Source organism: Amylibacter marinus, from assembly GCF_030160015.1.
GTDB classification, from domain to species: Bacteria; Pseudomonadota; Alphaproteobacteria; order Rhodobacterales; family Rhodobacteraceae; genus Amylibacter; species Amylibacter marinus.
Genome location: NZ_BSNN01000004.1, coordinates 416123 through 428351, shown reverse-complemented (window position 1 = coordinate 428351; position 12229 = coordinate 416123). Strand labels below are relative to the sequence as shown.

Annotated in this window: 12 protein-coding genes; 5 read left to right on the top strand and 7 right to left on the bottom strand. The window is 53.5% G+C overall.

Annotated features, from left to right (window positions below):
* Positions 1–32 precede the first annotated feature (32 nt).
* Positions 33–794, bottom strand: a complete 762-nt coding sequence (locus tag QQL62_RS09315; protein ID WP_284378146.1) for a ComF family protein — start codon at positions 792–794, stop codon at positions 33–35.
* Here QQL62_RS09315 and QQL62_RS09310 point away from each other — a divergent pair.
* Complete coding sequence (locus QQL62_RS09310; RefSeq protein WP_284378143.1) at positions 793–1614, top strand: methyltransferase domain-containing protein; 822 nt, start codon at positions 793–795, stop codon at positions 1612–1614. The two genes, QQL62_RS09315 and QQL62_RS09310, sit on opposite strands and share 2 nt — an antisense overlap.
* A 27-nt stretch (positions 1615–1641) precedes the next feature.
* Positions 1642–2667 carry a ferrochelatase gene (gene hemH / locus QQL62_RS09305; RefSeq protein ID WP_284378141.1) on the top strand — a complete coding sequence of 342 codons (1026 nt, stop codon included), beginning with the start codon at positions 1642–1644 and terminating at the stop codon, positions 2665–2667.
* Here the strand turns inward: hemH and QQL62_RS09300 are convergent, their stop codons facing one another.
* The 3 genes from QQL62_RS09300 to QQL62_RS09290 are packed head-to-tail and all read right to left on the bottom strand — an operon-like array spanning position 2668 to position 5217.
* Positions 2668–3066, bottom strand: a complete 399-nt coding sequence (locus QQL62_RS09300; RefSeq protein WP_284378139.1) for a (deoxy)nucleoside triphosphate pyrophosphohydrolase — start codon at positions 3064–3066, stop codon at positions 2668–2670.
* On the bottom strand, positions 3063–4373 hold the full coding sequence (gene argJ / locus QQL62_RS09295) for a bifunctional glutamate N-acetyltransferase/amino-acid acetyltransferase ArgJ (protein ID WP_284378137.1): 1311 nt from the start codon (positions 4371–4373) through the stop codon (positions 3063–3065). Before argJ ends, QQL62_RS09300 begins: the two co-directional genes overlap by 4 nt.
* Positions 4374–4380: 7 nt before the next feature.
* A complete protein-coding gene (locus QQL62_RS09290) occupies positions 4381–5217 on the bottom strand; it encodes a peptidylprolyl isomerase (RefSeq protein WP_284378134.1) in 837 nt (278 codons plus the stop codon).
* Positions 5218–5468: 251 nt separating this feature from the next.
* Between QQL62_RS09290 and secA the strand changes: the two genes are divergently transcribed.
* Positions 5469–8327: a preprotein translocase subunit SecA gene (secA, locus tag QQL62_RS09285; RefSeq protein ID WP_284378132.1), complete on the top strand. Its 2859-nt coding sequence runs from the start codon at positions 5469–5471 to the stop codon at positions 8325–8327.
* A 31-nt stretch (positions 8328–8358) separates the two neighbouring features.
* On the opposite strand, the gene radC is transcribed toward secA, so the two are convergent.
* The 3 genes from radC to sfsA all read right to left on the bottom strand — a co-directional run bounded on the left by radC (position 8359) and on the right by sfsA (position 10682).
* Positions 8359–9066 (bottom strand): RadC family protein, encoded by a 708-nt coding sequence (radC, locus tag QQL62_RS09280; protein ID WP_284378127.1) that lies wholly within the window; start codon positions 9064–9066, stop codon positions 8359–8361.
* 74 nt (positions 9067–9140) lie between these two features.
* On the bottom strand, positions 9141–9956 hold the full coding sequence (map, locus tag QQL62_RS09275) for a type I methionyl aminopeptidase (protein ID WP_284378125.1): 816 nt from the start codon (positions 9954–9956) through the stop codon (positions 9141–9143).
* A 3-nt stretch (positions 9957–9959) separates the two neighbouring features.
* On the bottom strand, positions 9960–10682 hold the full coding sequence (gene sfsA, locus QQL62_RS09270; RefSeq protein ID WP_284378122.1) for a DNA/RNA nuclease SfsA: 723 nt from the start codon (positions 10680–10682) through the stop codon (positions 9960–9962).
* A 39-nt stretch (positions 10683–10721) separates the two neighbouring features.
* On the opposite strand from sfsA, the gene QQL62_RS09265 reads away from it, so the two are divergent.
* Complete coding sequence (locus QQL62_RS09265; protein ID WP_284378120.1) at positions 10722–11447, top strand: competence/damage-inducible protein A; 726 nt, start codon at positions 10722–10724, stop codon at positions 11445–11447.
* Positions 11440–12132: a GNAT family N-acetyltransferase gene (locus QQL62_RS09260; protein ID WP_284378118.1), complete on the top strand. Its 693-nt coding sequence runs from the start codon at positions 11440–11442 to the stop codon at positions 12130–12132. Before QQL62_RS09265 ends, QQL62_RS09260 begins: the two co-directional genes overlap by 8 nt.
* Positions 12133–12229 lie beyond the last annotated feature (97 nt).

Sequence of the window (12229 nt, the reverse complement as noted above, 5' to 3'; positions counted from 1 at the left end):
TTATCCTTTGGTTCGCCCACAGTTATACGATTTTATTGAATCGGTGCAACGCGGGCGAATACAAGAACATTCACATTCTTGGCACCAGCCCCAAGACAGGCCTGTGCACAGGCCGATAGTGTGGCCCCAGTGGTCATCACATCATCCACCAGAAGAACCTCTTGCCCCTTAATTCGCTCTTTGAACCTATGGGTGATATCGATGGCCGCTGACATATTGGCAATGCGCTCTGTGCGATCCATGTCTTTCTGCGCCTTGGTGCGTTTGCTGCGGGTCAATAGGTCGGGGATCATCGGGGTGTTGCTGTGGCGCGATACCTGTTGTGCCAGCAGGGCCGCCTGATTGAACCGCCGCTTTATCAGCCTAGTCCAGTGCAGGGGCACGGGGGCGATGATATCTGCCGGGGGCAGATCATCTGCCGCCTTGGCCATCCAGCGGCCAATGGGCTTGGCCAGATCCAGCCGATCGCCATGTTTCAGCGCCAGCACAATCCGCTGGCCACCCCCCGCATATACCACCGCAGCGCGCCCCTGTGCCCAATTGCGCGGGTGGGCTAGGCATTCTTCGCATGGGATATCGTCTTGCTCGCCGATCATCGGCGCGCCGCAACAACGGCAAATCGCGCCTGTGATAAATCTAGTCTCACCCCAACAGGAGTGGCACAGCCCGGCGGTATCCACCTCTGCGCTACAGGACATGCACAGGGGCGGGTAGATTGCGCGCAACAACGGCTCGAACAAGGTCTTTCCCTTTGGCCGCCATCGGCGTAACACTGATGTAGGAGAGCTTTGCATGGATACGCCACCTAACTTGTTTGAAACAGATACCTTGGCCCTGCGGCGGGCGCGGGCGGATGGCACTGCTTGGTTCTTACAGGATGCCGCATTGGACGAGATCCATGAACGCATACAGGACGTTAACAGAACGTTTAAAAATGTAGCTATTATCGGCCCAAGAGCAAATATCTGGGCCGAGCGCCTTGGACTAGAGGCGACCTGCATCCCCGATCGCGATTTTCTAGGGCTGGGTGAGGCACAATACGATTTGATCATTCACGCCATGGCGCTGCACTGGGCCAATGATCCCATTGGGCAATTGGTGCAAATGCGCCGCGCACTGGTGCCCGATGGGCTAATGCTGGCCGTTAGTTTTGGTGGCCAAACGCTAAACGAATTGCGCATCAGTTTTGCGCAGGCTGAAACGCGAGTGCTGGGCGGGATATCCCCACGCGTGGCCCCCATGGGCGAATTGCGCGAAATGGGCGCCCTGTTGCAACGCGCCCAGCTGGCCTTGCCGGTAGCCGATGCTCTGCCGCTAACGGTTAGCTATGAAAATGCACTGAGGCTGATGCATGATCTGCGCGCCATGGGCGAGACAAATGTCATGTGCGCGCGCCACAAAACCCCGATCAGCAAGCCTCTTTTGGCCGAGGTGATGCGGGAATATCAATCCAGCTTTGCGGTTGAGGGTCGAATTCAGGCCAGCTTCGAGCTGATCTTCCTATCCGGTTGGGCACCATCAAGAACCCAACAACAACCGCTTAAGCCGGGGTCAGCACAGGTGCGCCTTGCTGACGCTCTTGGTACACTTGAAATCAATCCGGACAAACCGTAAACAGCCTCCAGATCCGAAGGAACCCAAATGTCATTACCCCCAGATCATCCTGCTGTGAAACCCGCAAAAATCGGGGTTGTCTTGGCTAACCTTGGCACACCTGATGCCACCGATTATTGGTCTATGCGCCGCTATCTGTCACAATTTCTGTCCGATAAACGCGTCGTGGATTACCCCAGCTGGAAATGGCAACCGCTGCTACAGTTAATTATCCTAAGCAAGCGTCCCTTTGCATCCGGTGCGGCCTATCGATCCATCTGGAACACCGAGCGCGACGAAAGCCCATTGTTGACCATCACCCGCCAGCAATGTGCCGCTGTCACCGAGGCGCTGGATCAAAAATATGGCGAGCAAGTGATCGTGGATTTCGCCATGCGCTATGGAAACCCATCGATCAAAAGCGTGATCGAGCGCCTGAAGGAGCAGGGCGCAGAGCGCATTGTGTTCTTTCCGCTATACCCACAATACGCAGGGCCCACCACCGCCACAGCCAATGACGAGGCCTTTCGTGTATTGATGCAGATGAAATGGCAACCCAGCATTCGCACGGTCGCCGCCTATTACGACAATCCCAGCTATATCAAAGCCTTAGCTAACTCTGTGCGGGAAAAATATGCAACCGTGGAAAAAAAGCCCGAGATTTTGGTCTGCTCTTATCACGGTGTACCACAGCGCTATCTGACCGAGGGCGATCCCTATCATTGCCACTGCCAAAAAACCACACGCCTGTTGAAAGAAGAGCTGGGCTGGGATGACAGCCAGATCATCACCACCTTTCAGTCTAAATTCGGGCCCGAAGAGTGGCTACAGCCATATACAGTAGAAGAGGTCGCGCGATTGGCCGCGGCGGGGCAGAAAAATATCGCCGTTATATCGCCTGCATTTTCCGCCGATTGCATCGAAACATTAGAAGAGATCAAAGAAGAGATTTTCGAGTCGTTTGAAGAGGCTGGCGGCCAGGATTTCACCTATGTGCCATGCCTTAACGACAATCCAGATCATATTGATATGATGGTGGAAATCATTAACCGAGAGCTGATGGGCTGGATATAATTACAGCAAATCGCGCAGCATTGCAATCAGCGGAATATCCGCTGGTGGCATAGGATAATCACGCATTTGGTTTGGGCGCACCCAAGCCAATTTTTGACCCTCTTTACCGCTAACGATACCGTCCCATTTGCGACAGGCAAAAACCGGCATCAGCAAATGGAATTCATCATAGGTATGGCTGGCGAATGTCAGCGGTGCCAGACAACTGGCCCAGGTATCAATTCCCAGCTCTTCTTGCAATTCGCGGATCAAGGCCGCCTCTGGGGTCTCATCGACCTCTACCTTGCCACCCGGAAATTCCCATAGGCCGGCCATAGATTTGCCCTCTGGCCGTTGCGCCAGCAGAACGCGCCCATCTTTGTCGATCAACGCAACAGCAGATACCAACAGCGTTTTCATGAGCGATAATCAGCATTTATGGTAATATACTGATGTGTTAGATCGCAGGTCCATACCGTGGATTTTCCATCGCCAATACCCAGATCCGCCGTGATGGATAAATCTGCATTGCGCATGTAATCCGCGCCCAAATCTTCGCTGTAATCGGGCGAAACCCAGCCCTGATCTGCCACCAAAATATCGCCAAACCAGATGGACAAACGATCGCGATCCGCGGGCTCTCCTGATTTGCCCACAGCCATGACCACGCGGCCCCAATTTGGATCCTCGCCGGCCATAGCGGTTTTCACCAGCGGTGAATTGGCAATGGACAACGCAATTTTCTTAGCGCTGGCATCATCCGCCGCACCGCGCACATTTACGGTTAGGAATTTAGTGGCACCCTCGCCATCCCTAACGACCAAATGCGCCAAATCCAACATCACTGCGCGCAGAGCGGTGGCAAACTGTGTCGCCTCGGGGCTGTTTAGGTCAGTGATTTTGGCATTTCCAGCTGCGCCTGTGGCCACAACCATCAGGCTGTCGGATGTTGATGTATCGCTATCCACGGTTATAGCATTAAACGAACCCGCGTTTAGATCAGATACCATGGCCTGTAGCACTGTCGGGTCAATCGCAACATCGCTAAAGATATAGACCAACATCGTGGCCATATCTGGGGCGATCATTCCAGACCCCTTTGCAAACCCAGCGATATGCACGGGCGTTCCAGCGATTTCAAGGCTCTGTGCTGCGCCTTTGGCAAAGGTGTCGGTGGTCATAATTGCCGCCGCTGCCGCCGCAGCAGCACCTGCATCCAACCGATCATGCAACCCCTGAATAGAGGACACGATGCGATCATGCGGCAGAGGTTCGCCGATCACACCCGTAGAAGCAGAGAAGACATTTGCGATATCTGTTGCTCCGATATCCGCAACTGCCGTGCAAATGGCATCTACCGATGCTCGACCACCGGCGCCCGTAAACGCATTAGAGTTTCCAGAATTTACCAATATAAACAGCGGCTTATCAGCCATCGTTCCAGCGGATAATTTCGCCTGGCAATCCAAAACAGGTGCCGAGCGCGTGGCAGAGCGTGTGAACACCCCTGCCACCGCACTGCCAGCCACGCATTTTGCCAGCATCACATCATCGCGCCCCTGATATTTCACCCCCGCAGAGGCAGCGCTGAACGTCACACCGCCAATGATCGGCAAATCAGGAAACCCCGCCTCTGGGGCCAAAGGTGAGACCGCAGGTGCATCATATTTTGCACGCAGGGCGGCAAGTTCTGCCTCTAGCTCGGCAATTCTAGCGCTGTCTGACATTATAGACCTACTTCACTAGGGATTGATCGCGGATCAGGTTCAGATCAAAGGTTGGCTCGTTGCGCACAACATCAGCTTGCTCTAGCACGTCTGCCACCTTTTTCTCTATCGCCTTGGTGCGGACACCCTCAGACAGTTGTGGGGCCATATCCGCCAAGGCCGGGAAATCACGTTTGTTGTTCAGCTTAATAATATGCCATCCAAATTGGGTGCGTACAGGGGCGGATACGGCGCCGACTTCCATCTCGGCCACTGCCAGATCAAATTCCGGCACCATTGCGCCGCGCCCGAACCAGCCCAATGATCCGCCATTTGGCCCCGATGGGCCGGTGGAATGCTCTTGGGCCATGAATGCAAAATCTGCACCACCTTCGATTTTGGCAATCAAATCGATGGCTTCTTGTTCTGTTTCAACCAAGATATGAGATGCATCAAATTCCGGTGTGGGTTCGTTGGTTGCTACAAATTCGTCATAGGCGGCCTTTACGGCTTCTGGTGTTACGACATCTGCGGAAATGTCATCCAGAACATCGGTTGCCAATAGGGCGCGGCGCTCGTTATCGCTGGACAGTTGCAGGCGCTGATCAGAGATCGTGGCCTTTGCAGACAGCGCCTCTTGTTGAATCATCTGATCCAGAATTCCCTCAAACAGATCAGCGACGGGGATTTCCGCGTATTGGGCAGGTAGACGTTCTGTGAGAACGATCATATGACCCAAGGTGATCTCTTTACCATTCACGGTCGCCAGCACAGTATCGGCGCTGGCCGCTTCTTCGGCCATTGCACCGCTGGCAATGCCAACAGATAGAATTGTGGTGGTTAGAAATTTCTGAAATAGGCGCATTTAAACTCTCCTGTAGGGCGCAAAATGTTGCGCAAAGTCGACAAATTGTGAAGCAGCGTTTTACCGGTGCCGTTGACAGTAGGGAAACAGCTGATTACATGCTTTTGCTCGCACTTGTTATCAGGGCTTTTTCCGTTGGTGCCATTCTTAATGGCCTTTTATTTGGCCCACAAGCACAATGGGATAATGACCAATAACAGGCGCGTCACTTCTGCCGCGGTTTTCGGGGCCTATTTGAGGAATGAATATACATGCTAGGCCTAGGTACAGTTGCCAGAAAAGTGTTCGGAACGCCAAATGATCGCAAGATCAAGGCCACAAGGCCATTGGTGGAAAAAATCAATGCGCTTGAGCCTGACTTTGAAAAGCTATCGGATGCAGATATTCAGGCCAAGACCGAAGAGTTTAAAACCCGTCTAAGCAATGGGGAAACATTAGACGATTTGCTACCCGAGGCATTTGCCAATGCCCGCGAGGGCGCCAAGCGCGCGCTGGGATTGCGTGCCTATGATGTACAGCTAATGGGGGGGATATTCCTACACCAAGGGAATATCTCGGAAATGAAAACCGGCGAAGGTAAAACCTTGGTGGGTGTTTTTCCCGTATACCTGAATGCCCTGACAGGGCGCGGTGTGCATGTGGTAACGGTGAATGATTATCTGGCCAGCCGCGATGCGGGCTGGATGGGGCAGGTCTATGAATTCTTGGGTCTAAGCACCGGTATCGTTGTGCCCAATATGGAAGAAGAGGCAAAGATCGCCGCCTATCAGGCCGATGTGACCTATGCCACCAACAACGAGCTGGGGTTTGATTACCTACGCGATAATATGAAATCAGAGCTTAGCCAGATGGCCCAGCGCGATCATTATTTCGCCATCGTTGATGAGGTCGACAGTATTTTGATCGACGAGGCCCGCACGCCGCTGATCATTTCTGGCCCCGCCGAGGATCGCACCGATCTATACAACGCGGTTGATGCGCTGATCCCAGAGCTAGGCGAAGAACATTATGCGATGGATGAGAAGGCCCGTTCCACCACCCTGACGGATGAGGGCAACGAGTTTGTGGAAAAACGCTTTCTTGAAATGGAATTAATGCCCGAGGGTCAAACCCTGTATGACCCCGAAAGCACAACCCTAGTGCATCACATTAATCAAGGTCTACGCGCCCACACGTTATTTAAGCGTGACAAAGACTATATTGTGAAAGACGATCAGGTGGTTTTGATCGACGAATTCACCGGCCGCATGATGGAGGGCCGCCGCCTGTCCGAGGGTTTGCACCAAGCGATCGAGGCCAAAGAGGGCGTATCGATCCAGCCAGAAAACGTAACGCTGGCCTCTGTGACCTTCCAAAACTATTTCCGCCTATATGACAAATTGGCCGGAATGACAGGCACCGCCCTAACCGAGGCCGAAGAATTTTCCGAGATTTACGGTCTTGGCGTGGTAGAGGTACCAACAAACCGCGGCATCGCCCGCGAGGATGACCATGATGCGATTTATCGCACAGCGCGTGAAAAATTCACCGCCATCGTAGAAGAAATTGCCAAGGCACACTCCAAGGGGCAGCCGATCTTGGTCGGTACCACCTCGATTGAAAAATCAGAGTATCTATCTCAGCTGTTGAACGACAAACCCTTGTTGGCGAAAATTGCCGCTGGCTTGCGCACACGCGCCGAGGGCATGAAAAAAGAAGAGAATAAGATCAAGTTCAATGAGCACGCCGCAGATGTAGAGAAGCTGGCGAAAACCGGCATCAAGCATAATGTGCTGAACGCCCGCTTCCACGAACAAGAGGCCGAGATCATCGCTGATGCTGGTAGGCCCGGTGCGGTAACCATCGCCACCAATATGGCCGGGCGTGGTACGGATATTCAGCTGGGTGGTAACGTAGACATGCGTGTAGCCCAAGAGCTGGAAAAACTGGGCGACGATGCGGATGCCGCAAAAGTTCGCGCAGAGATCACCGCACAGATCGCCACCGCAAAGCAGGCAGCGTTAGACGCTGGTGGATTGTTCGTACTGGCCACCGAGCGCCACGAAAGCCGCCGTATTGATAACCAGCTGCGCGGCCGTTCTGGGCGCCAAGGTGATCCGGGGCGTTCTGCATTCTTCCTATCCCTAGAGGATGACCTGATGCGCATTTTCGGCTCTCAAAAGCTGGATGCTGTGCTTAGCAAGTTGGGCATGGACGAGGGCGAAGCCATTATTCATCCATGGGTCAACAAATCTCTAGAACGCGCCCAAGCCAAGGTCGAGGGTCACAACTTTGATATTCGCAAGCAATTGTTGAAATACGATGATGTGATGAACGATCAGCGTAAGGCAATCTTCGAACAGCGCCTTGAAATCATGAAGGCCGAAGACCTGTCTAGCATTGTTAAAGACATGCGTGACGAGGTGATCGAAGAGCTGATAGAGGAACACATTCCTGCCAAATCATATGCAGATCAGTGGAATATCGAGGGTCTGGATACGCAATTGGAAGAAAACCTTGGGTTCAAAACCGAAATTGTAAAATGGGCCGCCGAAGAGGGTATCGACGAGGAAGACCTAATCGAGCGGGTTGCGAAATCGGCCGATGACACCGCAGCAAAACAGATTGAAGCCGTGGGCGCAGAGCGCATGCGGATACTAGAAAAACAACTGTTGTTGGATACAATTGATAAGAAGTGGCGCGAGCATTTGATCACGCTGGAACATCTGCGCTCGGTTGTTGGGTTTCGTGGCTATGCCCAGCGCGATCCTTTAAACGAGTATAAAACAGAATCTTTCGAGCTGTTTGAATCCATGCTGGAAAGCCTACGCAACGATGTGACCAAAACGTTGGCGCAGGTTGGCCCAGCATCGCGCGAACAACAGGTTGCGGTCATTCAGGCCCAAATCCAAGCCGCAATCGATCAAGGTGTACCGATGGACGAGATCCAAGAGCAGATGAAACAAGCCTATGGTATTGATCTGCAACTGGCCCCAAACCCACAGGCAGAACCAGAGCCAGTGCCCGAGGTTGACCCAGAAGACGAGAGCACATGGCCCCCCCTTGCGCGCAATGATATGTGCCTATGTGGATCGGGTAAAAAATATAAGCATTGCCACGGCAAGCTATAGTTCAGCGCCCCCCGATCAGCGTATTGGGGGGCTATAGCAAATCCAAGCTGTGAAAGCTGGAAACATCGTTTTTGCCAATAATTACATGATCATGCACCTGTATGTTCAGCGCAGACAACGCACGATTGATACGGGCCGTCATCTCTATATCCGCATCACTGGGCGACGGATCACCTGATGGATGATTGTGCACCAAAATAATCGCAGATGCGTTCAGCTCTAATGCACGTTTGGCCACCTCGCGCGGGTAGACAGGCACATGATCTACCGTTCCCGTTTGCTGGGCTTCATCAGCGATCAGCACATTTTTGCGGTTTAGGAACAGAATGCGAAATTGCTCGGTATCTCGGTGTGCCATTGCGGTGGTGCAATAGGTAATCAGCGCATCCCAAGAGGACAGCACCTCTTTATCCATCACCCGTGATTTTGCCAGCCTATGGGCGGCGGCCTCTATGATCTTCAACTCTTGTACCACCGCCTGCCCCACGCCTTTTACACCAGAGAGACGCATGGCTGGCGCCGAGATCACCTCGTTAAATGATCCAAAATGATGCATCAATCGATGGGCAAGCGGCTTTACATCTTGGCGCGGGATTGCACGAAACAGCACCAGTTCCAACAATTCATAATCCGGCAGGGCAGCCGCGCCGCCGCTCATAAATCTGTCGCGCAGGCGTTTGCGGTGGTTCTTGCGAAAATCTTCGGGCACAGCGGCCTCTGCCGTGCGAAATTCTAGCATCGGTTGTTCGTGAAAAGAATCTGATCGTTTGCTATCCATAGGGCAAGTTTGCCCGCCCTATGGTTAACAGGGCGTTATTTCCAGGTGGGATAAAACATATCCGCAGGGCTGGGGGTGAAAATCTCGCACCCGTCTGCCGTAACACCAATAGAATGTTCAAACTGCGCCGACAGCGATTTGTCGCGGGTTACGGCGGTCCAATCATCGGCCAAAATTTTGGTATGTGGCTTGCCCAAATTCACCATGGGCTCGATGGTGAAAAACATGCCCTCTTCCAATACAGGCCCCGTACCCCAGCGGCCAAAGTGCACAACATTCGGCGGCGAGTGAAACACCCGCCCCAGACCATGGCCGCAAAAATCGCGCACCACAGAACAGCGCTGTGCCTCGACATATGCTTGGATTGCCGCGCCTATATCGCCAAAGGTATTGCCCGGCTTCACCTGATCAATACCCAACATAAGTGCGGTGTGGGTGATATCGATCAGGCGTTCTGCCTTGCGAGATAGCTTACCGGCCACGTACATGCGCGATGTATCGCCATACCAGCCATCCACGATCACCGTCACATCGATGTTCAGGATATCCCCATCTTTCAGGCGCTTTTCAGAAGGAATTCCGTGACACACCACATGGTTCAGCGAAATACAGGTGGCATGTTGATACCCGCGGTATCCGATGGTGGCAGAGGTGGCACCGGCATCATTGACCATTTTCTCCACGGTCTTGTCCAATTCTGCGGTGGAAACCCCCACCTGAACCATGGGCGCAATATCGTCCAAAATCTGCGCGGCCAAGGCACCTGCGCGGCGCATACCTTCGAATTCTTCTGGGCTGTGGATGGTGATGCCATCCTTGTTTAATCTGGGTTTATTCACGCTATCATCCATTTTTTACACCGCCCCTAAATCAGATATGCTTGGGAAATCCAAGGGGACAGATCGGCCAAGAGTAATTCCATTAGTATCAATAACAGTATCAAAGCAATAAAACACAACCCCTGCTTCACGCGCCATGATCATTTCCCGTGCATAATCTGGATCTATATCAACTGCAACTGTTGCGCGCTTAGCATCAGTGCGTTGAATAAGGTATAACAGCGCCGCTCGGTGACCCTGTGCCACCATATTAACCAATTCACGCAGGTGCTTTGCCCCGCGCGCCGTGACGCTATCCGGGAATTCGGCCACTGTGGGCTGTCGTAACAGGGTCATACTTTTGACCTCTAGGTATAAATCATCCTTGCCGGTATCGCTTAGCAGAAAATCAACCCGCGAATTTTCACCGTATTTCACCTCGGCACGAAAATCTGCATATCCCAGATCTAAATCCCCAGCACTCAGGGCCTCTTTCACAATATGATTGGCCGCGCCCGTATCGACCCCCACAAAGGCCCTATCAATCTCGACCAGCTTCCATGAATAATTTAATTTGCGCTTGGGGTTATCATTGGGTTCCAACCAAACCACCATGCCTGGTTGGGCCAAACCCAGCATCGAGCCTGGGTTGGCAACATGCGCGGTAACCTCTGTGCCATCTTCTAGGGTGACGTCCGCCAAAAAACGCTTATACCTACGGATAAGGGTTGCCCTGATCAGGGGGGATTCAAATTTCATAGTTTCATATTAATGCGCCCCATTACGAAGGACAAGCAGATGACCAACCCAACCGCAGGCATGATCGTTATTGGTGATGAGATTCTCTCTGGGCGCACGCGGGATGCGAATATGTATCATCTGGCGGGGCGGCTAACCGCCATTGGCATTGATCTAGCCGAGGTGCGCATCGTGGCCGATGACCGCGATCAAATCATTGGTGCAGTAAATGCCCTTCGCCATGCTCATGATATGGTTTTCACCAGCGGCGGTATTGGCCCAACCCACGATGATATCACCGCCGATTGTATCGCCGCCGCATTTGGTGTTGGTATCGATGTACGCGAAGATGCCAAAGCCGTGTTGGCCACCAACTATCCCAATGGCGCGGCAGACCTAACCGAGGCCCGCCTGCGTATGGCGCGCATTCCTGATGGCGCAGATCTGATCGAAAATCAGGTGTCCAAGGCGCCGGGGTTTAGTATGCAGAACGTGCATGTAATGGCGGGTGTGCCGCGGGTATTCACCTGTATGGTGGATTGGCTGCTGCCCCGCCTAGCCCAAGGCACGCCAGTGCAAAGTGTAACCATTAACGCCAACCTCCCCGAGAGCAAAATCGCTGGGCCGCTGGGCAAGATTGCAACCGAATTCCCCGACCTAACTTTCGGCTCATACCCCTATTACGAAGACGGCGGGCACGGCGCCAATCTGGTCATTCGCGGCGCCGACAGCACGCAAATCGCCCGTGCAGAGGCCGCAATCCGCACACGGGTTTTAAATGGCTGATCCCCACCAGCCATTATTTGAGGCTATTGATGCCACATGGCCGGCGGCGCAATATCTATCGCATGAGGGCTGGTTAATTCGGCGCGGCGCAGGTGGTGGAAAGCGGGTCAGTGCGGCGACCCTCCAATCAGATGACGCACAGATCGACGCCGCAATTTCCGCCCAAACCTCCATGGGCCAAGCTCCACTGTTTATGATCCGCCCCACCGATAATGCGCTGGATTGCGCATTGGCACAGCGCGGATTTGAAATTGTTGACCCCGTAGTTCTATTGGCAAAATCCCTTGGCACAACACGCCCCACGGCCCATAGCTGCTATCCGCAATGCACCCCAGAAATGCAGGCTATCTGGGCTGCTGGTGGCATAGATCAGCCCCGCATAGATGTGATGCAGCGCGCCGCGGGGCCTAAATGTTTCACCTACCTAACAGAGGGCGCCGTAGCCTTTAGCGCACTACATCAAGGGATCTGTATGACCCACGCGGTAGAGGTGGCACCGGATGCACGCCGCCAAGGGCTTGGGCGGCGCATCATGCAGGATATCGAATGCTGGGCCCAAACCATGGGTGCGCAGAGGTTGATGGTGCTTAGTGTGCGCGAAAATCGCGGCGCGATGGCGCTCTATCAATCGCTAAATATGCGCCAGATCAGCGCCTATCACTATCGCCGCGCACCCGCGCCCTAGGGCGGGCATTTCACAATCCCCTTGCCATTGCCACCAATCCCGCCTATATCCCCCCTAACAGCGGCAAGGTTGGGGTCCAAACCCAAGCTTCCATCGA